The organism is Brevibacterium ihuae (assembly GCF_900184225.1).
Classification (GTDB): Bacteria; Actinomycetota; Actinomycetes; order Actinomycetales; family Brevibacteriaceae; genus Brevibacterium; species Brevibacterium ihuae.
This window is the reverse complement of record NZ_FXWZ01000003.1, coordinates 1040094-1062542: the sequence shown is the minus strand read 5'-3', so window position 1 is coordinate 1062542 and position 22449 is coordinate 1040094. Positions and strand designations below refer to the sequence as shown.

Genomic DNA, 22449 nt, shown 5'->3' with positions numbered 1-22449 from the left:
GTCGTGCGCTGCGCGGTCAGCGCCGCCGGTTCGGCACCGCTCCCGAGGCGGGTCGTGGTCTCCGACCGTGGCCCGCCTCGGGCGTTTGTGGGAGTGCAGCACCTGCTGGAGCTGCGGTGGGTGTCGTCGTCCGTGCCACCCCATAGGCTGGGGGAATGGATGTGCTGACCCAGGCTCTGGCGCACCGGCGGCTGCTCGAAGACGACGCTGCCTGGGCATTCCTGCGCAGTGACAACGTGTGGTTCGCCGCAGCGGTGCTGCGAGCGCATCTCGCCGGCTCGGATCGGCGACTGCCCGCCTCCGCGCTCTTCGAGCGGATCGATGCGGACCTCGAACTCCTGAGATCGCACGGACACGAGATTCCGGGCACGGCCCCGCACTACTGCGCCGAATGGCGGAAGAACGGCATACTCATCCGCCGCAGCGCCGAGTCCACGCGGGACGAGACCTTGGAACTCTCGCCCTCAGGGCTGACAGCGCTCCAGTTCATCGAACGACTCGACTCCAACCGCACCACCGTGACGCAGTCGCGGCTGTCGAACATCCAGGAGCGGCTGCGTGTACTCGTCCGCGACACCGACCCTGACGTCGAGACGCGACTCACCGCGCTCCACGCCGAGCGCGACCGGCTGGACGCCCGCATCGCCGCCGTCCGCGCAGGTGAGGACACCGGACTCGATCCTGAGCGGGCGCGGGAAGCGGTTGAGGACCTGATCGCACTCGCCGAAGAGCTGCCGAGCGACTTCACCCGCGTGCGCTCCGCGCTCGAGGAGATCAACCGCGGGCTGAGGGCCCAGCTCATCGAGAACACCGGCGCGCGATCGCGCGTCCTCGACGACGTGTTCCGCGGAGTCGATCACCTCGCGGATTCCGAGGCCGGACGGAGCTTCGATGGGTTCTACGCACTCATTCTCGAACACGAGTCCGGGTCCGAGTTCGAAGCGAACATCGCCGCGCTCCTCGACCGCGCTTTCGTCCGTGCGCTCGATCGGGCCGACACCCGATTCCTCCGTCACCTGACGCCGATGCTCCAGGACCGCTCTGCCGAAGTCGGCGACGTGATGACTGGTCTGACCCGGTCCCTGCGCCGATTCGTCCAGTCCGAGGAGTTCCGCGAGGACCGGGCAGTGAACACTGAGATCCACGCCGCCCGCGCGCTCGCCCTCCGACTCGCAGCTGAGATCCCTCCCTACAGACAGCTCGACGTCGCATTGGGCCGCACCTCGGTCAGGATCGATTCGGTGACGAGCTTTCGGCTCCACAACCCCGCCGACGCCCGGGTGATCGAGCCCGTGGAGAAGCGAGCGACAGGCACGGTCGACATCGAGGCGCTGCGGGAGATGGCCCGGCTGACCGAGATCGATATCGGCGAACTCGTCGAGAACATCAACGAGACACTGGCGGCCGCGCGCCGCGGGGAGCTCGAGGGCCGGAACCGTGAGGCAGGCGACGGGGCGCCTCGGACGGATGGCGTCACCATCGCCGAGGTGCTCCGCCGCCACCCGGCCACCCAGGGTGTGGCGAGCGTCGTCGGGCTCCTCGACCTCGGGGTCGGGCACGGGATCCGGGAAGCCGGAGGTGAGTCGGTCACCTGGTCGTCGATGACAGGGCGCCCACGGCGAGCCCAGCTCGACCGATTCCGCTTCACCGAGGACGTTCCCGGCGGGCGACGGCACCGGCGGGCGCAACAGAGGAGGGGCGGCGCATGAACGAAGGAACAGGTGCCCACGCGATGGAATCGATGACGGCCGCGAACGGTGCGGTGGAGGGTGAGGCCCGACGGCCGCTCTGGGCAACCGATTCAGGCGTGCTCGCTCTCGATACGCGGCGGGCGCTCGTGGCCTTGATCAAAGGCCCGTACGTCTCCGGTCGCAGTCACCCGCAGCTGTGGCGATCCGTGCTCGGGGACGAGACAGCGCTGCGGGCCAGGCTGTCCGACATGTTCCTCGAGCTCGTCGTGGACACCGATTCACGCCTCGCGTTCGTGCGCAATGCCGAGGTACCCGACGAGCAGGTCCCGGCCGTGGTCCGTACGCACACCCTGACCTTCCTCGATACCGCTCTGCTGCTCCATCTGCGGCACGAGCTGCTCCGCGTGGACCGGTCCGAGCGCGTGATCGTCGGTGTCGACGAGTCGCGCGACGCACTCCGGGTGTACGGCAGCGCATACGGACTCGACGAGGTGGGTTTCGCGAAACGCTTCAACGCCTCCTGGACCAAGATGCACAGGTACGGTCTGCTCGCCGACACCGCGACGGAGGACCGGTTCGAGATCTCGCCCGTCCTGCGGCTGATCTTCGGACCGGACGAGATCCGCTCAGTGCGTGAGGAGTACGAACGGCGGCTCGCCGAGGTCGGGACGAATGCCGCTCACGCACGGGAAGACCCGACGGAAGTCACGGATGCGATGGAGGACGACGAATGAACCGACCCGCTGAATTGCCGGCGAGCCTGTTCGACGTCGCGACGCCCGCCGATGAGGACCGGGTGTCCACCGAGCAGTCCGCGAGCTCAGGGGCGGTCGATGCACCGTTCCGCCGATCCGGCACGCTGCCTGCCGCAGCCGCCTCACCCGATGTCTCCGGGCAATGGCGCCTGTCGCGGATCGATGTCGTCAACTGGGGGACCTTCAACGGTCATCATGTCGTCGACGTACCGCGGACCGGTCTGGTGATCACCGGGGATTCCGGGACCGGCAAGTCCTCACTGCTCGACGCGGTGACCACGGTACTCACTCCGCGCCCGAAGGTACGGTACAACGCCGCAGCACAGGACCAATCGGTCCGTGCAAGTGATCGCAGTCTGGTGAGCTACATCCGCGGTGCGTGGCGATCGACCGATGCCGAGGACGCCGACGAGGTGCGCAGTGACTTCCTGCGCGCGGGGGCCTGCTGGTCGGGAGTGCGCCTGCGCTTCGACACGGCCGACGGGCAGGATCCGGTGGTGCTCGTCAAGCTGTTCAAGCTCAACCGCGGACAGATGTCCTCCGGCGACGTCAAGGAGATCTGCGTGCTCGCGCGGGAGGACCTCGACCTCGCGAATCTCGGAGCATTCGTCTCCGAAGCCGTCGACATCCGCGGCCTGAAGAAGGAATATCCGCAGGCGACGATCACGGAGAAGCACTCCGTCTTCCAGCAGCGGTTCCAGCGCTTCCTCGGCATCGTGTCGGATTCGGCGATCCTGCTGCTCCACCGGACGATGGCGGCGAAGAACCTCGGCAGCCTCGATGCTCTGTTCCGTGAGTACATGCTCGACGAACCGAAGACCTTCGCCGCTGCAGACATGGCGGTCGAACAGTTCTCGGAACTGTCACAGGCGCACCGCAGTGTGGTCGAAGCCCGCCGCCAGCTGGACGTCCTCGACACGATCGCTGAACTCCTCGACCGATGGGAGACGGCGAGTGGCGACAGCGCTCGGATCCGAGCACTCGCAGAGGCGCTCGATCCGGTGACGAACGAATGGATCATCGAGCTCGCGGAGAAGGAGCTCGACCGGGCGCAGGCGGCGAACGCACGGGCCGAGGGCGAGCAGAGACAGGCGTCGACTGCGCTCACCGAAGCGCAGCGGGATCAGGACGCCGCGCGCAGCCGCCTGCGCGAATCCGGTGGTGCCGAGCTCGAGAACCAGCAGGCGCTGCTCACCCATGCGCGGCGGGAGCACGAGCGGATCACGCGCACCCGAGAGCGTCTGGAAGCCCGGATCCGCACGGTGGGCATCGAATCGCTGCCGGATTCGTGGGAGGAGTTCGCCGAACTGCAGCGGGTCGGGCAGAAGGAAGCCGCAGATGCGGACCTGCTCGAACGACTCGACAACGCCAAGCTCGCCGCCCATGACCGGCTCCGGGACCTGCGGCAGACGCGGTCCGGCCTCGAAGCGGACCGGGACGCCGCCCGCAGGCAGCAGTCCAATCTCGACCGCCGACTGCTGGCCGCGCGGACACTGATCGCGCGCTCCACCGGCCTCAACGAGTCCGCACTGCCGTTCGCCGGGGAACTCATGGAGGTCCGCCCCGAGCACACCGAATGGACCGGGGCCATCGAACGGGTGCTGCGTCCCCTGTCACGCACGATCCTCGTCGAGGACCGGCATCTGCCCGAGGTCACGCGCGCCCTCGATCAACACCATTTCGGCACCCGGGTGGTGGTCGAATCCGTTCCCGCCGAGGTGCCCGCCCCGCGGGCGCTCGCCGATGACCGCTCGCTCGTCTATCGGGTCGACCTCAAGGACTGGTCGCCGAAGGCCGCCTGGCTGCGGACCGAACTCGCCCGTCGATACGACTATTCGTGTGTGGGCAGCACTGCGGAGCTGACCGGCGTCGATCGCGGTCTCACCCGCGCCGGTCAGGTCAAACGCGGGCCCGGCCGATTCGAGAAGGACGACCGTTGGCGAGTCGATGATCCGAGCACCTGGGTGATGGGTTTCAGCGCCGAGGACAAGGTCGTTCGTCTCCTCGAACAGCTCGAGCACATCGACCGACAGATCGCGAACGCGGACGAGGAGCTCGAGCAGGCCGTGCGCCGACACGCGCAGGCCCAGGAGCGCCGACGACTCATGGTCGATCTCGCCGACACCGACTGGGCGGACCTCGATATCACCGGTGCGTCCGCAGCGATCTCTGCGGTGGAGCACCGGATCGAGACCCTCACTGCGGCGAGCGCCGGGCTTGCGGCTGCCCAGCGTGATCTCGGCGCTGCCGAGAAGTCCCTGGCCGCAGCTCAGGCGCGGTGCCGGGACGCCGACCGCGAGCATGCTCGGATCGGGCAGGAGCTCAAAGCCGTCACCCGGGCCTTGGACGACGCGCGTGCCGACCTGGGAAGGACCGTTGAGGGACAGGTCGACGCCGAGCACACGTCTACAGGTGAAGTCCCGGTGCCGGTGGTGACATCCGGGCAGCGGGACGTCATTCGCACGCGCATCCGAGCGGCCAAGCGGCACATCGAGTACTTCGATCTGGTGCGGCTCTCGAAGAACCTCTCCAGCGAACTCCAGCGGGAGGAGAAGGCCGCAGACCGGGCGCGCACCGAGGCGGAGACCGGGTTCACGGCCGCAGCCGGCGAGTTCAGGAGGACGTGGCCGGGCGTGAGCGCCGACCTCACCGGCTCGGTGGACGATCGCGGGGGCTACCGCGAGCTGCGATCACGGCTGAAGTCCGACGGTCTGCCGGAATTCGAGGATCGGTTCGCCCAGATGCTGCGCAAGCAGTCGACGCAGAACATGGGCAAGCTCAACACCATGCTCCGCAATGCCGCGCAGGAGATTCGTGCGCGGGTCGATCCGGTGAACACCTCGCTCCTGCGATCCCAGTTCGATGTGGGCCGATATCTCCAGATCCGGGTCAAGACCCGATTCAACGCCGATGTCCGGGACCTCATGCAGAAACTGCAGACCGTCACCTCCGGCGGACTGTCGGACATCGAGCCGGCTGAGGCGGAGAGGAAGTTCGCCGTGATGGAAGAGATCATCACCCGGCTGCAGTCGTCGGAGCCCGCCGACCTCCGCTGGAGGCGCGCGTGCCTGGACACCCGCAGGCACGTGAGCTTCGTCGGGGTCGATCAGGACGCGGAAGGCGAGGTGGTGAGTGTGTACGAATCGGCCGCCGGACTGTCAGGAGGACAGCGGCAGAAGCTCGTCGTGTTCTGCCTCGCCGCCGCGCTGCGGTATCAGCTCACCGACGGAGCCGAGGATGTCCCTCGGTTCGGCACCGTGTTCCTCGACGAGGCCTTCGATCGGGCGGACCAGGACTTCGCGCGGATGGCGATGGACATCTTCGTCGCGTTCGGGTTCCACATGATCCTCGTGACTCCGAAGAAGCTCCTGCAGACTCTCGAGGACTATGTGGGCGGCATCACCCTGGTGCGGAACAGTGATCGCCGCGATTCCCAGTTGAGTCGGACGACCTGGGACGACGCATGAGCACGCGGGAGTCGTCGAGACCGACAGCGCCACTCACCGTTGCCGAGGCGCGGGCGCGCGTCCGGCGCGTAGTCACCGCACATCAGCGCGCGTGGGCAGTCGGTCTCGAGTTCTCCCCGATCACGGTCGGCCTGCGTCCTCCCACCGAGGCCGCCGCCCTCGCCGATCTGCCCGGGGTATCCGCGTGGATCGCGGACTGGAACCACATCGCTGGAGGGGGCCGCCGCTCAGCACCGTCACCGCCCGACGTACCGGAGGTGGAGTTCGCCGTGCGCCGGTGGGCGGGCCTCGGAACTCAGCGGCTGCCTACCAGGCTGCGGCTCGGTTCCACTGGTGCGGCGGTGGAGTTCGTCGGCGGTCGCGCACAGTTCCGGCGACTGCAGAGCCGTGCGGCGAGTGTGCTCGACTGGTTGAGCACGGTGCGGGCGACGGCGGATCCGAGTACGGAGGACCGGCGATTGGTGCGAGCACACCTCGGCGACCTCGTCGCACTCGAGGAGAGCGATTTCTCAAGGCTGCTCGGAGTGCTCGATTGGCTGGTCGCACACCCGGAGTCGGGGATGTACATCCGACAGCTGCCGATCGCCGGGGTCGACACGAAGTGGTTGGGCCGTCATCGGCGCGTGGTGACCGGACTCGTCACTGCGGTCACGGGAGCCGACGATCTGGGGCTGGCAGCGATGGAGCCGCGGGTGCGCCTGCGCCTGCTCCACCCGGAGCTGCGGATGGCCGGACTCGATGATCTCGAGGTCCCGTGGTCGCAGGCCGCCGCTCTCTCCGTGCCGGGGCTCGTCGCGGAGGATCTGCGAGTGCTCGTGGTGGAGAACCTCGAGAGCTTCGTCGCATTGCCGACCGACGGGTCATGGGGATCAGTGGTCGCGATCAACGGAGGCGGGTACGCTGCATCCCTGGTGGCCGATCTCCCATGGCTGAGCTCATGCCGGGTGTACTACTGGGGAGACATCGATTCCCACGGCTTCGGGATCCTCAACCGATTCCGCGCGCATGTCGGTCATGCGGAGTCGGTGCTCATGGATTGCGGGACGCTCGATACCTTTCGGCATCTGGCCGTGCACGAACCGCGTCCCCTCGATGTCGAACCCGAGCATCTGCAGACCCTCACCGAGGACGAGCGTGAGGTGTACCGGTCCCTCCGTGCGTGCTCTGGTGGCTCGGACGATGCTGAGGGCGTTGACAGCAGCAGACCTGGTGGCGCGGATCGGCCGGGCGGACTGCGCCTCGAGCAGGAGCGCATCGCATGGCCCTTCGTCCTCGAACGGCTGACGTGGGCCCTGAAGTGACTCCCGGGCGGGGGTCCGACCGCTGGTCACGGGTGATCGATAGGTCAGGGCGGCGGTGTCAGCGTTCGTATGTGACGTGTCAAAACCGATGACAGATCGGCGGAACGTGTAAAGAATCAGGAGATTTTTTTACACGTTCTAGCGATCTGCAACTATTGTTTGCATATGAACTGGGATCCTCAGAAGCCGTACAACGATCTGCCGCCGCTTCCCCCGACAGCAGATGTCGAGTCCAGGGAGATTCTCAAGGAGACGATCGAGGCACGGGCGTCGTTGGCATCGTTGGACCAAGCCGTGCAGAGGATCCCCAATCCGTCGATCCTCATCAACTCGCTGTCGATCCTCGAAGCCCAGGCGAGCTCCGAGATCGAGAACATCGTGACGACGAGCGACGACCTGTTCCGCAATGTCCAGCGCGAAGCGGAATCGGCCAGCCCGGAGACCAAGGAGACGCTGCGCTATCGGACCGCCTTGTTCGCCGGCTTGGAGAGCATCAGGAGCAGGCCGCTGTCCACGAACACTGCTGTGCAGATCTGCTCGATCATCCATGACCGCGAGATGGACATCCGGCGCACGGGAGGAACGATGATCGCGGATCAGCGTACGCGTACGGCCGTGTACACGCCGCCGACGGGCGAGCGGACGATCCGCGATCTGCTGACGAACTGGGAGCGCTTCATCCATGCATCTGACGAATTGGATCCGCTCATCGCCATGGCCATCGGGCACTACCAATTCGAAGCCATCCACCCGTTCGGCGACGGCAATGGACGAACGGGACGGATCCTCAACGTGCTCCACCTCGTGCATGCCGGGCTGCTCGAGGTCCCCGTGCTCTATCTCTCGCGGTACATCATCGAGCACAAAGACGACTACTACCGTCTCCTGTTGCAGGTCACGGCGGACGGCGCGTGGGAGGAATGGATCCTCTTCATGCTGAGAGGCCTCCGCGAAACGGCACGTTCAACACTGCGGAAGATCGATGGGATCGAGGAGACGCAGAGATCGGTCATGCAGAGCATCCGCGATGTGACGACCGCCGGTCCCAACGCCGATCTGCTCGATGTCCTGTTCGAGAACGTCTACTGCCGGATCAGTGATGTCGTCGCACGGTGCGAGGTCTCCCGCCCGACAGCGACCGGCTGGCTCAATGCTCTTGTCGAGAACGGCACGCTGGTGGACCACAAGATCGGGAGAGAGCGTCTCTTCCTCAACGTCGCGTTCTCCGAGGTGCTCGCGCGTCCTGAGCTGTGACCATGGGAGTCGCGATACGCAATGCTGAATCTGTCAGCAGCACGGCGTGTCGGAATCCCAGCCGATCCGGATGAGCTCGCGCAGCACCGCGAGGTCGATGTCCTCGGGCTTGTTGACGTAGACGCAGGAGGCGCCGCGCCGGTGCTTGCCGAACCGGGCCCAGAGCTCGGGCGCCTCCTACTCCTGCGGCAGTCCGTAGAGGGAGAGCGCGGCCTTGCGCGGGGCGAAGCCGGAGCGGAAGGACGTGCCCGACCAGCCGGACGCGTGGGTGTAGTCGTACGTCCCGTAGCCGATCATCGTCGGCCCCCACAACACCGGCGGCTCCGCGGTGACCTCGGAGTAGATGTCGAGCAGCAGGTGCCCGTGCACCCGCCGCCGCGGCGTCTCGAGGGAATCGATGTACTCCCGCGGGTCGACGTCGGTGGGGCCGGTCGCGGGTCCCGAGGCCGAGGCGCCGGTGCCGGAGGTCCGCGCGCCCGGCTCCACAGCACCGGCCTCGGCCGCGCCGGACCTCGGAGTGCCGGAGCTCGGAGTGCCGGACCTCGGAGTGGCGGACCTCGGAGTGGCGCTCATGCCCCGATTGTGCCCGCGCCGGCCGGCGGTGTCGAGGGTCGATGGTGTCGAGGCGCGCGCCGCCTCGGCGCGGGAATAGCGCGTGGGGGCGCGCGGTTGTGCGTGGCGAGCACCATCACCCGCACGGCGCGATCGGCCGGAGGCCGGAGCCCGGGCCGTGCACGACTGCCGAGGAGGCACGATGAGCGTCAGCGTCGAGGAATTCCTGCCCGAGGCCGGGTCCGTCACCATGTTCACCACGAGCTGGTGCGGCTACTGCAAGCGGCTGCGCCCGCAGCTCGACCAGGCGGAGATCCCCGTCACCGAGGTCAACATCGAGACGATCGACAACGGCGCGGCCGTTGTCGAGCAGGCCAACGGCGGCAACCAGACCGTCCCGACGCTCCTGTTCTCCGACGGCACCACGCTCACCAACCCCTCGCGCGCCCAGGTGCAGGACAAGCTCGCCGCGATCGGCTGAGCCGCACGCTGCTGCGAGGGTCCCCTGAGCCGGGTCCGGCTGCGAAGGCACCCGCGGCGCCACCCATACCCTGACGCGGTGCCGGCGGCACCCGCCCGCTCGTGTGCCGGTGCTACGGTCGCTCCAAGAGATCGACAGGACCGAGGAGGACCCATGGCCGGCACCGACATCACCATCCGCCCCGTCACCCGGGACGATGCCGCCCAGTGGCACCGCCTCTACACGGGCTACGCGGAGTTCTACCGGGTCGAGCAGACCGCGGAGATGCGCGACACCGTGCTCGCCTGGCTCCTCGACGACGCCCACACCTCGCAGGGCCTCGTCGCCGAGGCGGCGGACGGGACGCTCCTCGGTCTCGCCCATTACCGGCCGTTCGCCCGCCCACTGTCCGCGTCGACCGGCATGTACCTCGATGACCTGTTCGTCGACCCGGAGCACCGGGGATCGGGTGCCGCACGCTTGCTGCTCGCCGAGCTCGCCCGGATCGCCGCCGACCGCGGCTGGACGCTCACCCGCTGGATCACCCGCGACGACAACTACCGCGCCCGCGGGCTCTACGATCAGGTTGCCGCGCGCACCGACTGGATCACCTACGACATGCCCCCGGCGGACGCACGCTGACCTCCGGTTCAGGCGCATGCGCGCCCGGCTCAGGAGTTCCGAACCCCGGCTCAGGAGTTCCGAACCCCGGCTCAGGAGTTCCGAACCCCGGCTCAGGCGGGTTGATCCGCAGCCGCGCCGGCGCCGCGGTTCGCAAGGGTCGACCAGTTGCTCCGCGTGAGCTCGGCGGCCCTGTCCGCGTCGCCCGTTGCGCAGGCGTCGACGATCGCGGCGTGGTCGGCTGCGGAGTCGATCGCGCGCACGTCACCGAACCGCAGGTACTCCGCCCGGCGCAGCATCGCAGTCACCGGCTCGAGGTGCTCGGCGACGAGCGGGTTGCCGCACAGCTCGACGGCGACGGCGTGGAACGCATCGTCGGCTCGCACGGCCGCCTCGGCATCCCCCGAGGTGAGGGCGGTGTCGAGAGCGGCGTTCGCCTCGGCCATGGCGGCGGTGTGGTGCTCGGTCATGAGGGGGACGGCCAGGCGGACGGCGAGCGCGTGGAGCTCGGCGGCGATCTGCTGGGCGTGGGCGACCGCCGCGTCGGTAACGGGGGAGACCATGGTGAGCCGGCCGGGCTCGGCGATGACGAGGCCGGAGCGCTCGAGCCGGAGCAGCGCCTCGCGGATCGGGGTGCGGGACACGCCCAGCCACTCGCTGAGCTCGGCGTCGCGGAGCTTCTCGCCGGGGGCGAGCCTGCCGCTGACGATCGCATCGCGCAGGGAGAAGTAGACGTCGTCGCGCAGGAGGGTGCGGCGGTGGACGCCCCGATCGGCGGGGACCGGCATGGAGGACCTCCTGGTGGGCGGGGTGGCTGTTGACATCCTACCTCGCGAAGTGCAATATATTGCATACCACGTGATGACCATCACGCAGTGCACCGCACACCTCCACGCCACCGAACCGAAGGAGCTTCCGTGGCCATCTCCGACTTCGAACGCTATCCCCTGACCTTCGGGCCGAGCCCCGTCCACCCGCTCGACAATCTCAGCAAGCACCTCGGCGGGGCCCGGATCTGGGCCAAGCGCGAGGACGTCAACTCCGGCCTGGCGTTCGGCGGCAACAAGACCCGGAAGATGGAGTACATCGTCCCGGGCATCCTCGCCTCCGGCGCGGACACCATCGTGTCGATCGGCGGCTACCAGTCGAACCACACCCGGCAGGTGGCCGCGGTCGCCGCCCACCTGGGCCTCAAGGCCCGTCTCGTGCAGGAGAAGTGGGTCGACTGGGACGATCCGGTCAACGACAAGGTCGGCAACATCGAGCTCTCCCGGATCATGGGTGCCGACGTGCGCCTCGACCCGGCCGGCTTCGACATCGGCATCCGCTCGAGCTGGGAGGACGCGATGGAGGACGTGCGCGCCAACGGCGGCACCCCCTACCCGATCCCGGCCGGCGCCTCGGAGCGCAAGTTCGGCGGCCTCGGCTTCGCGAACTGGGCCTACGAGGTCGCCGAGCAGGAGAAGGAGCTCGGCGTCTTCTTCGACACCATCGTCGTGTGCACCGTCACCGGCTCGACGCACGCCGGCATGATCGCCGGGTTCGCCGCGCTCGAGGACGCCGGGGGCCGGAAGCGGAAGGTGCTCGGCATCGACGCCTCGGCGACGCTCGACAAGACCCGCGACCAGGTGGGCCGGATCGCTGCGAACACCGCGGAGCTCATCGGGCTCGGCCGCGATCTGCGCGACGACGAGATCACCGTCCTCGAGGGCTGGGCGGGCGACTACTACGGCATCCCCGTCGAGTCGACGGTCGAGGCGTTCCGCACGGCGGCGAGCCTCGAGGGCTTCATCACCGACCCGGTGTACGAGGGCAAGTCGATGGCCGGCCTCATCGATCTTGTCAAGTCCGGCGAGATCGGGAAGGATTCGAACGTCCTCTACGCCCACCTCGGCGGGCAGCTCGCGCTCAACGCCTACTCGTCGATCTTCGACTGAGGCCGCTGCGGGCGGCGGGGCGATCCGGGGATACCGGGCCGCCCCGCTCCGACCGCACTCGCCGCACCCGCTGATCCACCTCACCCCTCCGCTCCCGACACTCTCGACAGGAGAACCATGAGCATCGACTCGACCGCTCGCCCGGACGCGCGCTCCCGCGACACCGACGCCGCGGCGGACGACCGCCACCAGTTCGAGACGAGCACCCAGCTCGACCCGCCGAGCGTGAACTCGCGGCCGCTGTCGGCGACCGCCTCGGCCGACGAGGCGGTGCTCGACGAGATCGCGCAGCGGGTGCTGTGGACCGCGACGGCGATGATCGACGCGGCGAACCGCGGTCGGGAGAACCCGGACGGGGTCAAGGTCGGCGGGCACCAGTCGTCGAGCGCGTCGATGGTGGGCATCATGACGGCGCTGTGGTTCTCCGAGCTCACCGCGGCGGACCGGGTGTCGGTCAAGCCGCACGCCTCCCCGGTGCTCCACGCGATCAACTACCTGCTCGGCGACCTCGACGAGAAGTACCTCCCCACGCTGCGGGCGAAGGGCGGCCTCCAGCCGTACCCCTCGCGGGCCAAGGACCCGGACACCGTCGACTTCTCGACCGGTTCGGTGGGCATCGGGGCGACCGCTCCGCTGTGGGCGGCGCTGAGCCACCGGTACGTGCGCGAGCACTTCCCGCAGACGCCGGAGGCCGGCCGCTTCTACTCGCTGCTCGGCGATGCGGAGATGGACGAGGGCGCGGTGTGGGAGGCGATCATCGACCCCGAGGTGCGCCAGCTCGGGGAGGCAGTGTGGATCGTCGCCCTCAACCGCCAGTCGCTCGACCGGGTCATCCCCGACGTGCAGATCGCCCGCCTCCAGGGGATGTTCGCCGCGGCGGACTGGCAGGTGCTCACGTGCACCTGGGGTTCGCGCATCCAGGCGCTGTTCGACGGGCCGGGCGGGGCCGCGTTCGAGAAGCGGATGACCGACATGCCCAACGAGGAGTACCAGCGGATCCTCCGCTCGCACCCGGACGAGATCGCCGAGCGCGTGCTCGCCGGGGTCGACGACGCGGAGGAGTCCGGCCTGCGGGAGCTCGTCGAGTCGCTCGCGCCCCGGGAGCTCGCCGAGGTGGTCCGCGACCTCGGCGGTCACGACATCTCCCGACTGCTCGGCACGTTCGCGCAGATCGACGACACCCGGCCGACGGTGATCTTCGCCTACACGATCAAGGGCCGCGGCCTGGCGACCGAGGGACACCCGAACAACCACTCCGCGCAGCTCACCGAGTCGCAGATGCGCGAGCTCGCGGAGATCTCCGGGATGGACCTCGGCGCTCCGTGGCAGCGGTTCGATGCGGACTCGCCGGCCGGTGAGCTGTGCGCGGCGACCGCCTCCCGGCTCGCCCGGCAGCCCATCGCGGACGAGGCCGTCGGCGCGATCCCCGACGAGCTCGAGTGGAGCCACAAGCAGGTGACGAGCACGCAGGCGACGCTCGGCCGGTTCCTCTCCGACCTCAAGCGGGCGGTGCCCGAGGTCGCAGACCGGGTGGTGACGCTGAGCCCGGACGTCGCGACGTCGACGAACCTCGGCGGCTGGATCAACAAGACCGGCGTGTGGTCGCTCACCGGTCGGCACGACTGGTTCAGCGACGATCGCGAGCGGGTGCTCAAGTGGCAGGAGGTGTCCGGCGGGCAGCACATCGAGCTCGGCATCGCGGAGGTCAACCTCGTCAGCCTCGCCGGGGAGCTCGGTGCGACGTACAGCCGGTGGGGGCAGCCGCTCATCCCGATCGCGACGATCTACGACCCGTTCATCAACCGGGCGCTCGAGCCGTGGACGTTCGGCATGTACGCCGGCGGTCAGTCGATCATGGTCGGCACTCCCTCGGGCGTGACGCTCGCGCCGGAGGGCGGAGCGCACCAGTCGTTCAACACCCCGTCGGTGACGATGGAGATCCCCGAGCTCGTGGCCTGGGAGCCGGCGTTCGCGCAGGACCTCGAGTGGACGATGCTCGAGGCGATGAAGTCGATCGGCGTGCCCGGCGGGCACTCGGCGTACTTCCGGCTGTCGACCCGGCCGGTGGACCAGTCGATCGCGGCGCTGCCGGAGGATCCGGTGCTGCTGGCGCGCAGGCGTGAGCACGCGGTGGCCGGCGGCTACCGGATCAGCGCGCACCCGGCGTACGAGGACGAGGTCGTGCTCGTCGGGGTCGGGGCGATGATGACCGAGGTCGTCGCCGCAGCGCAGGCGCTCGCCGGGCGCGGGATCACCGCCGGAGTCGTGTGCCTGACGAGCCCGGACCTCGTGTTCCGGTCGGTGCAGGACCGCCACCGGGTGGCGGCAGGGGAGCGGTCGGCCATCGCCGAGGCGCTCTTCCCCGCGGACTACCCGGCACCTCTCGTGACCGTCATCGACGGGCACCCGCACACGCTCGCGTTCCTCGCCGGCGTGCGCGGGGACCGGATGGTCAACCTGGGTGTGACGCAGTTCGGGCAGGCGTCATCGGTGTCCGAGGCGTACCGGCTGCACGGGATCGACGCCGGGTCGATCGAGCGGGCGGCGATGGACGTCGTGGGGCGGTAGGGCCACCGGCCGGATTCGGTGATGCGCAATCCGGTGTCGCTGCTGGGACAACGGGTTCTTCATCGAGCCGACAATGCCGGCGAGAAATCGATGTCCGTTTGCCGGGCGGGCCGTGTCAGCGCCTCCGTCTACATTGGCCTTATCATGATGTGTACGGCGAAGGAGGCGACATGACTGCAGTGGTAACCGAGCTCATCTCCCGAAATGAAGCGGAACACCGACGAGCTGAGATCATTCGCGAGGTGGGCGACGAAGCCCGCTTCAAAGAGCGCGGTGAAGCGTACGAGCTCCGCGACAAGGAGCTCGAACTGTACGACGATCTCTGCGAGTTGGATTTTCTACTCGGTGAGTGAGCCTGGAGACCTCGAGTTCCAAGCAACTCAGTTCGCGGCAGAGTTCACTGAGACCGTCAGTGCGATCGCGCCGAAATGCCATCCGTTCAAGGCGCTCGCAGTGAAGGGAGGTCTCCGCTTTGCCGTTCGACAGGACCCTGCAGACGGTATCCCTCTGTCCGTCAACAACGAGCCCCTGATCCACCTGAAGGTCGAATACTGGTGCTGCCTCGACGGCGTCGGAAAACACATGGCCATCGAAAAGTCGAAGATCGCAGTTTACGCTGGCCCCGCCGAGCCGCTCTTCCGCTACGAATACGTGCGCGACGCCCAACAGATTCCGGCGGCGCACCTTCAGCTTCATGCCCATCGCGATGCCTTCACGGCCTTGATGGTGCGAGCGGGCAAAGGGACGAAACGAGGAGCACGGCGTGCAGACAGCACCAGGGTGCAGGCAATCAGCGAGTTGCACTTCCCGGTCGGCGGACATCGATTCCGACCGAGCCTCGAGGACATCCTCGAAATGCTGATCGATGAATTCGGTGTGGACGACGCAGCGACGGCGAAAGCGGCTCTCGCCGAGGGCCGGATGCAGTGGCGACGCACTCAGACGAAAGCGGCAGTTCGGGATGACCCCGAATCGGCGATCGAAGTCCTCGAGTCGCTTGGGTACGACGTGACCCTTCCGGCGGGCCATCCTGAGCCGCCTGTCCGATTCGAACGGCTGCGACAGGGGTGAAGGTCGGCCGTTGACACGGGGGTGTCTCCGAGCCGGTCCGTGATCTCGTCGATAGCAGATGTGCGTGTGCGGTCCTGAGAAGCCAGGCGTTTGGCGAGTACCTGCGTGCCGACCTCGCGTTGCGCCCGGAACTCCTCGGGGTCACTCGCCTGGATCTTGCGGAAGCTTCCGACTCGGGGGAGGGAAGCGCGCCGCGATCGAGCAGTTCTTACAGGTGAGTGCTGCTCATTTCGAGGCTGTCTGGGGCTTCCTGCAGAGAGATGACCGCAGAAGTGTTGAGTCCGGCGAGATCACGGCCGTGGATGGCTGATTCGGTGACACGGCTGACCACGCCCCTGATGTGCGGAGACTCGCTGCTATTGCGAACTTCGGTCAGTTGGACGAGGACATCGGTGGTGAGCTGTGAATTGGCAATGGTCTCCGTCACGGGTGACCTCCGGGCGGGGAAGAGTGTTAGACCATCTAATCTTTCACAAGCGAAACTCTGATGGGCATGCAATTTGGACCGGAGCATCCCTGCCAAACGCCAGCAGTACGCATTCACAACGTCACGGGAAAGTACAGCTAATGCTTGATCGCTGGAAGACTGCCGACCCAGTCGTCGGTGATTGGCTGGATTGGGGCGAGCCGATCGAAGTAGGTCTTGTGCCGCGCTAAGTCCGCTGTGCGGCCGAAACGGAATCCCCAGCGCCCGGTCGGGGAGAATAGGCATGCCGCGACGACGTCGAACCCGTCCACTGCGTAGAACCGCGAGGCCGGGTTCCCCTTGGAAGCGCGGGTCTTCTGCACCTCGACCTTGAACCGACCGTCGGCCGAGATTTTGGGGCTCGCGTTCTTGCACTCGACTCGTAGTAGCGTTCCATCATCGAGTGTGACGTCGAAGTCGTGCATCGCATCGACGTCGAGCCGCTGCACTGAAGCGATGCCGGGCGCGCCGGTGAGTTGTTGCTCCAGGTGGTATTCGGCCACACCTCCGCGCACGGCTACGGAAAGCCGGTTGCGGCCGCCGATGATGTCGAGGATCTGCTCGCTTGTCAGAGCAAACTGCTGCTCGAGCACGTGGCGGCTCTGTGTCTCGTCCGGCAAGGCCCGGTCAGCCATTGCGGTGGCAGCAGCGAACCGCAGTGGCGGATCCAAATGTAACGATGTCGCCCGGCGTTCGAGACGCGCATAGTCGATAAGCCGGTCTGGCGTAAACGCGACGACGGTCTCCAGGTTTGTGGGGGAGCGTGCCTCGGTGCGTTTGTTACCCGCGCGATTGTTCTTTTCCCAGACTTGCCATCCGGTCTCTTGGGTAAGTTCGATATCGGCGGTCTTCGTGTAGAAGGAAATGCCCATTGGCAGCGGGTCCCACAGGTTCGCGTCCAGTCCGAGGATCACTCCGGCGGCGAGGTCGACGCCGAGGATCATCGTTACGTCGACGCCGGCGATGTCACGTCCAACGGGGTGCTTTCGCTTCCAGCTCTCCTCGGAGCCGTAACGGAGCTGACCGCGGACCTCGTCATCGGGGCGGTTCCTGATTGCATTGTGGGTGATCCGGAAGAGGTAAATGAGCATCCCAATCCGCTCGTCGGAGCCTAGCTGGACGCCAAGGTAGACGGGCGCGCGGCCAGGGTCACTTGTATAAAGGATGCGACCGCCGGACGCCCTCACAGCCTGGAGAAGGAATTCGTGGAGGTCGACGCGATTCCTTACTCGGTAGACTTCGCCGAACGCGCGCCGAGCGATTAACTCGTCGTCCATAGCGCCTCCCAAGGTAGTGAGACATTGCATACGCAACGGTCGTAGATGGCATGTCAGAAGCTGCTGGCATACTCCACTAGACGATACTTGTATGGTTGCCGCTGGTCCGGATGACGGGCCATGCGCAACAGGAATGAGGTGGCATATGAGCGAGCAGCTTCCGGTGGTGAGTCTGTTCTCCGGCGCAGGTGGGCTCGATCTCGCCGTCGAGCGAGCCGACGCGGAGCCTCTCGCGACCGATGACCCTGGGAGTGGGTTGTTGCGGGTCTCGGTCGCGACGGACTACAACGAACCCGCACTTGAAACATTAAAGGCGAATTTCCACGACACGAAGACGCTCACGGGCGACATTCGTGAGGTGCCGACTGATCAGATCCTCGCCACCGCCGGCCTGCAATCCGCGGATCCGGTGCTAGTCGTCGGTGGTCCTCCCTGCACCCCATTCTCCAAGTCCGGATTCTGGCTGGAGCAGAAGCGCGAGAGCCGCGACCCCAACGCATCCTTGCTGGACGAGTACGTCCGCGTTGTGCGCGAGGCCCGCCCCGAGGCATTCATCCTGGAGAATGTCCAGGGGTTGACGTACAAGACCCATAAGGCGCAGTTCGAACGGCTTCTAAAGGCTCTGGGTGAGCTAGGTTACAACCCGCAGTGGAAGGTGTTACTCGCTGCTGACTACGGTGTCCCGCAGTTGCGGCGCCGCGTCTTCGTCGTCGGCCGTAGAGATGGGGAAAGATTCAACTTCCCCGAGCCGACTCACTCCGGGTGGAGCGAGCACAGCCGGTCTGTGGACGCTAGCAAGATTCCGCACGTCACCGCGGCCCAGGCATTTGCCGGCCTCCCGCTACTTGTACGGGCGTCCGAGGAGGAGATCGTTGACGGCAGCTACGGGGAGCTGGCTGCGGAGATCCCGCCGGGCCAAAACTATCTCTGGCACACCGAGCGATACGGCGGCCGCAATCACTTCGAGTGGCGAAGCCGCTACTGGACCTTCCTGCTGCGCCTCGACCCCAACCGGCCCTCGACTACGCTTCAGGCCCAGCCCGGGCCATGGGTGGGCCCTTTCCACTGGGAAAACATCCGCACCGATTCCGACGAACTGCGAGCCCGGCGCCTGCGCGTCAACGAGATGCTGCGGCTGATGTCGTTCCCCGACGACTTTAAAATCGACGGGAGCCGGGCAGATGTCCAACGCCAGCTTGGCAATGCCGTCCCACTGGAACTCGGCAAGGCCGTCGCGCGGGCACTGATGAGCCAGCTCGGATACATGGACCGAGAGAGAGCATCTAGGTTCGCTGCCTTCGCTTGAGGGTCTTGAACGCGTAGTAGCTACCTTGCGCTGGCGGTGGAAGCAAGTACGGCATGGAGAAACTAGGCTTAGGCTCGAACGATCCGGGATTCGGGGTGATGCACCGGATGAGCTTTAGCCAGCATGCCTTGGAGGGAAGCTAGAGATGACAGCTGAGATCTCGCCACGCGCGTGGCGTGCTGCCGAATTCTTCGCCGGGATCGGCCTCGCTCGACTAGGGATGTCTAAGGCCGGGATCGAAGTCGTGTGGTCTAATGACGTGGCGCCCACGAAGCATGCGATGTTCGAGCGGAACTTTGGAACGTCAGAAGGCCATACATTCCTCCTTGAGGATTTGGGCAAGGTGGGGCGCGAGATGCTTCCAAAGAACACCGACATCGCTTGGGCGTCGTTCCCTTGCACAGACCTATCTATCGCCGGAGGTCGTGCTGGACTCCACCGTGGAATCGCGAGTTCCACGTTTTGGCACTTCATCAAGGCCTTGAGCAAACTCGGCAGTAGGCGTCCACCGGTTATCGCGCTAGAGAACGTCACGGCATTCGCCACGAGCCACTCTGGACAAGACATCGTGGCTGCAATCCGATCACTCAACGGACTTGGATACTCGGTGGATGTTCTAAGTTTGGATGCCCGCCGTTTTGTACCTCAATCCAGGCCGCGACTGTTCCTCATCGGCACCAATGCGCCCGTCGAGAGTGTGACTGAGCCATCTCCGCTACGTCCCGACTGGTTGGCCCAGATCTTTGAGGACCCCTCCCTTGTGACACACAAGCTGCGTGTGCCCGAGCCGCCGCCGCTCCTCACAGACGGCCTCGCTGAGTATTTGGAGAAACTGAGTGAGGATGATCCGCGTTGGTGGTCGACCGAGCGCGTCGACGCCTTTATCGGCTCGTTGTCAGATTTGCAGTTGGAGCGATTCAAAGCGCTTCGTGACGGGAAAACGGGTGCCGCTCGCACCGCGTACCGTCGAATGCGCCAGGGAACCCCACGCTGGGAATTGCGTTCCGACGGCATTGCTGGTTGCCTACGCACTTCTAGCGGCGGATCGTCGAAGCAGGCGGTCGTATTCCTCGGGCAGGGCGACGTCCACATCCGGTGGATGACTCCGCGCGAGTACTCCTCACTAATGGGTGTTCCGGAATACCCGATCGATGGAGTGAAAGAACATCACGCATACTCTGGCTTTGGTGATGCTGTTTGCGCTCCAGTCGTGGAGTGGCTTTCGGTCAACTATCTTATTCCACTACTGACGAGAATGGAACAGGATATGCTTCCTAACGAGGCCCGACAGTTCGAATTGAGCGTAAATTAATGTGACGGCATGGCAGTCAGGGAGTCGGTGGCTCCTTCAGCTGCACCCGTAGCTGAGCGTTCTCGTCTTCAAGCTCCTTGATTTGTTTCGCTTCGGCCGACGGGGCGAAGTATTGCTCCAGGTAGCCTGCCATATGGCGCTGGACTACTGTGTCCCAATGCGCGACGATTTCGGGGTCAAAATAGTCTTGCTTCGACTTGTTTTCCTTTTCCATCTCCAGCTCAGTAGGGAAGTCCGCGCTCGTGAAAGAGGGGATGGTCTGCTCGCCTGCAATGTCTCGTCCACGGTTCAGGTGGGCAATCATTGGATTTAGGACTCCGTCAACCAGGTAGTTGTGGATCTCTGGCGTCAGTTCGATCGTGTTGTCGTCGCCGAGAAGAGCCGGTTCACCTCGTCCGTTGGTCAGCCATCCGGGGATGGTGTCGTACTCGACGTTCAACTTTAGATACTCACTTACGGACCGGGTTGCCCATCCTGCTCCACCCTCGAATAGGCAGAACTGGCTCGCGAGGAAGTTCTTGCTGGTCAAATAGAAGATTAGTGTATTGTCGTCCGTGATATTTCGTTTGACCACTTCGCTCAATGCCTGCGCGTCGAGCAACACATCTGTCGCCCCGGTACGAGAAGTAAAGAATATCTCTTCCGGCTTCGCGCCTCTTGTCCGAATAAGGTCATCTATGAACCCAGCGAAGGCTCGATCGGTCCTGGCGTGAGAAATGAATACTCGAAAAGACTGTTTCGGCTTCACATTTCCTTGGATCTTGTTCGTAATGACCATCTGAAGTTCGTCCCTAGTGCTCTGTGGGATCTCGTCGTGCTGCTTCAGATCGGCATGAACCTGCTCAGAGAAGTGCCGTTTACTCGCAGTTTCGCGGCGTTGCTTCTCTTCGTTGATCGCGGTGGAGATCTGGCTCGCCAACTTGTTGCGTTCCTGGATTAAATAGCGAACCAGAGGTCGCACGAGCGCGCGTAACAACGTCACGCGCTTGTCTGTTTCGTCGAAGTCTTGTCGGTTTGAAGTTGCGATGTCAGGAAGCGAATCCTCATCCAAGAGGTCAAACGATATTTCACCTTCGATGTAGTTTACATAGGTCCCGGTGAGCCCGAGTTGTGAGAGCAGTCGATCACTTGCCAGCTTTCCACGCACGTAGACGCGGAGCTCGGCGGGGTTGTAATACTTGTTTTTCCTGAACCGTGCGTCGTTCACCTGCGCGGAACTGTTGTCAATGGTGGCATGAACGCCGATCCAACCGGTCAGCTTGTAGGGTACGCCGAGGAAGGTGCAATTGTTAGGGTCAACCTCGGTAGCGATCTCGCTCCAGGCCTCGTCGTCTTCGGGATCCACTCGCATAGGGGAACGCCGAGGCGTGTGGGTGTAGATGTCACCGGGCAGGCCCTTCGCGGGGATCTTTAGATCCTTAACTGGAGAGGTGAGTTCATTTGGCCTGGGGAATGAGTCGGGGAAGTTCATCACGATCTCGGCGAGGTTTCCGAACGCGATACTCTTCTTAACTGGTTTATACCTGTCTTTAGTTTGAACATTGGACTCCTGGACCCAGAACAGAATTTGGGGCGTCCCGTTAACTGGAAGCAGGAACTGGTTTGCAAGACGAGTCCCAAGCGCTTTGACGGACTGGGTTCCATATCCAGTGAGATCAACGCCAAGCATCGTGAGCCGTGTGCCGGTTTCGAGGTCTGCCCACATTTCGTCATTCGAGGTCGAAGGGGTCGAATCTACAGCTGTAAGGCTTGGGTAGGCGTCGAGGTTTACCTCAGCTTCGCGAGCGTCCAGTTCCCAGGACGACTTGCCTTCCACGTGTCTGGTCGACAGATAGAAATGCGGCGAGAGAAACAAAGCGGCAAGCTTGCCAATCCCTTTCCGTCCCATGGGGCCAGCATCAGCGAAGCTGGTGCGACTCGCGGCCTTGCGCTTGTCGTATCCCACCTTTACATACGTGTCGATGTCATCGCGAGACATTCCGCTGCCATTGTCGATGACTTCGACCACGGCGTTCGATTTGTTGCGGGCATCTATGTAGACATAAACCGTTGTCGCGCCCGCGTCGAGACCATTTGCGACGAGTTCTGACAGCGCACTCCACGGGTTCGAGTACAATCCTCTCCCGAGCAGCTTCAAAGCGAGCCAGCTAAATGTGAACGATGCTTCGTCACTGAATGCCGTCATCTCGCTTCCTCCTCACAGTCACCTTGACTCAGATCCTCCGGGTTTCCAGGGTACCCTCGCCCAGGCAGGGGACCAGGTGAGACTGGTGCACGAATAAGCGTCGCTCGATCCGACCTGTTCACTAGTCAGCCGAGAAGAGTATCAGTGTGATGCCCAAGCTCTATCCGATAGAGTTCCGTGACGATGTCTTTCGCGTCGCGAAGAATCGAGATGAGAATACCACTTG

Annotated in this window: 18 protein-coding genes; 13 read left to right on the top strand and 5 right to left on the bottom strand. The window is 65.2% G+C overall.

Annotation, left to right across the window (positions count from 1 at the left end; genetic code table 11):
* Window positions 1-155: 155 nt before the first annotated feature.
* The 5 genes from C1A17_RS10050 (at window position 156) to C1A17_RS10030 (ending at window position 8468) form a co-directional block, all read left to right on the top strand.
* A complete protein-coding gene (locus C1A17_RS10050; protein ID WP_101652850.1) occupies window positions 156-1709 on the top strand; it encodes a DUF3375 domain-containing protein in 1554 nt (517 codons plus the stop codon).
* On the top strand, window positions 1706-2425 hold the full coding sequence (locus C1A17_RS10045) for a DUF4194 domain-containing protein (RefSeq protein ID WP_245873666.1): 720 nt from the start codon (window positions 1706-1708) through the stop codon (window positions 2423-2425). The genes C1A17_RS10050 and C1A17_RS10045 overlap by 4 nt, the downstream gene beginning before the upstream one ends.
* Window positions 2422-5913 (top strand): ATP-binding protein, encoded by a 3492-nt coding sequence (locus C1A17_RS10040; RefSeq protein WP_101652849.1) that lies wholly within the window; start codon window positions 2422-2424, stop codon window positions 5911-5913. Before C1A17_RS10045 ends, C1A17_RS10040 begins: the two co-directional genes overlap by 4 nt.
* Complete coding sequence (locus C1A17_RS10035) at window positions 5910-7214, top strand: DUF3322 domain-containing protein (RefSeq protein ID WP_101652848.1); 1305 nt, start codon at window positions 5910-5912, stop codon at window positions 7212-7214. The genes C1A17_RS10040 and C1A17_RS10035 overlap by 4 nt, the downstream gene beginning before the upstream one ends.
* Window positions 7215-7379: 165 nt before the next feature.
* A complete protein-coding gene (locus C1A17_RS10030) occupies window positions 7380-8468 on the top strand; it encodes a Fic family protein (RefSeq protein WP_101652847.1) in 1089 nt (362 codons plus the stop codon).
* A 177-nt stretch (window positions 8469-8645) separates the two neighbouring features.
* On the opposite strand, the gene C1A17_RS14585 is transcribed toward C1A17_RS10030, so the two are convergent.
* Entirely contained in the window at window positions 8646-9041 is a 396-nt protein-coding gene (locus C1A17_RS14585) for a hypothetical protein (RefSeq protein ID WP_245873664.1), read from the bottom strand.
* 181 nt (window positions 9042-9222) lie between these two features.
* On the opposite strand from C1A17_RS14585, the gene C1A17_RS10020 reads away from it, so the two are divergent.
* Window positions 9223-9501, top strand: a complete 279-nt coding sequence (locus tag C1A17_RS10020) for a glutaredoxin domain-containing protein (RefSeq protein ID WP_101652846.1) — start codon at window positions 9223-9225, stop codon at window positions 9499-9501.
* A gap of 153 nt (window positions 9502-9654) precedes the next feature.
* Window positions 9655-10122 (top strand): GNAT family N-acetyltransferase, encoded by a 468-nt coding sequence (locus C1A17_RS10015; protein WP_101652845.1) that lies wholly within the window; start codon window positions 9655-9657, stop codon window positions 10120-10122.
* A 92-nt stretch (window positions 10123-10214) separates the two neighbouring features.
* Here the strand turns inward: C1A17_RS10015 and C1A17_RS10010 are convergent, their stop codons facing one another.
* On the bottom strand, window positions 10215-10889 hold the full coding sequence (locus C1A17_RS10010; RefSeq protein ID WP_101652844.1) for a GntR family transcriptional regulator: 675 nt from the start codon (window positions 10887-10889) through the stop codon (window positions 10215-10217).
* Window positions 10890-11018: 129 nt separating this feature from the next.
* Between C1A17_RS10010 and C1A17_RS10005 the strand changes: the two genes are divergently transcribed.
* The 4 genes from C1A17_RS10005 to C1A17_RS09990 all read left to right on the top strand — a co-directional run bounded on the left by C1A17_RS10005 (window position 11019) and on the right by C1A17_RS09990 (window position 15677).
* Window positions 11019-12038: a 1-aminocyclopropane-1-carboxylate deaminase gene (locus C1A17_RS10005; RefSeq protein ID WP_101652843.1), complete on the top strand. Its 1020-nt coding sequence runs from the start codon at window positions 11019-11021 to the stop codon at window positions 12036-12038.
* 117 nt (window positions 12039-12155) lie between these two features.
* Window positions 12156-14606 carry a transketolase-like TK C-terminal-containing protein gene (locus C1A17_RS10000; protein ID WP_146000622.1) on the top strand — a complete coding sequence of 817 codons (2451 nt, stop codon included), beginning with the start codon at window positions 12156-12158 and terminating at the stop codon, window positions 14604-14606.
* Window positions 14607-14776: 170 nt separating this feature from the next.
* Entirely contained in the window at window positions 14777-14959 is a 183-nt protein-coding gene (locus C1A17_RS09995; protein ID WP_101652842.1) for a hypothetical protein, read from the top strand.
* A complete protein-coding gene (locus tag C1A17_RS09990) occupies window positions 14952-15677 on the top strand; it encodes a hypothetical protein (protein WP_101652841.1) in 726 nt (241 codons plus the stop codon). Before C1A17_RS09995 ends, C1A17_RS09990 begins: the two co-directional genes overlap by 8 nt.
* Window positions 15678-15885: 208 nt before the next feature.
* On the opposite strand, the gene C1A17_RS09985 is transcribed toward C1A17_RS09990, so the two are convergent.
* Together C1A17_RS09985 and C1A17_RS09980 are read right to left on the bottom strand one after the other, a co-directional pair.
* Window positions 15886-16104, bottom strand: a complete 219-nt coding sequence (locus C1A17_RS09985; protein WP_101652840.1) for a hypothetical protein — start codon at window positions 16102-16104, stop codon at window positions 15886-15888.
* Between the two features lie 137 nt (window positions 16105-16241).
* Entirely contained in the window at window positions 16242-17234 is a 993-nt protein-coding gene (locus C1A17_RS09980; protein ID WP_219618274.1) for a hypothetical protein, read from the bottom strand.
* A gap of 331 nt (window positions 17235-17565) precedes the next feature.
* On the opposite strand from C1A17_RS09980, the gene C1A17_RS09975 reads away from it, so the two are divergent.
* Both C1A17_RS09975 and C1A17_RS09970 read left to right on the top strand, forming a co-directional pair.
* Entirely contained in the window at window positions 17566-18726 is a 1161-nt protein-coding gene (locus C1A17_RS09975) for a DNA cytosine methyltransferase (RefSeq protein WP_101652838.1), read from the top strand.
* 145 nt (window positions 18727-18871) lie between these two features.
* On the top strand, window positions 18872-20038 hold the full coding sequence (locus C1A17_RS09970; protein ID WP_101652837.1) for a DNA cytosine methyltransferase: 1167 nt from the start codon (window positions 18872-18874) through the stop codon (window positions 20036-20038).
* 16 nt (window positions 20039-20054) lie between these two features.
* Here the strand turns inward: C1A17_RS09970 and C1A17_RS09965 are convergent, their stop codons facing one another.
* On the bottom strand, window positions 20055-22223 hold the full coding sequence (locus tag C1A17_RS09965; RefSeq protein ID WP_101652836.1) for an ATP-binding protein: 2169 nt from the start codon (window positions 22221-22223) through the stop codon (window positions 20055-20057).
* Window positions 22224-22449: the final 226 nt, after the last annotated feature.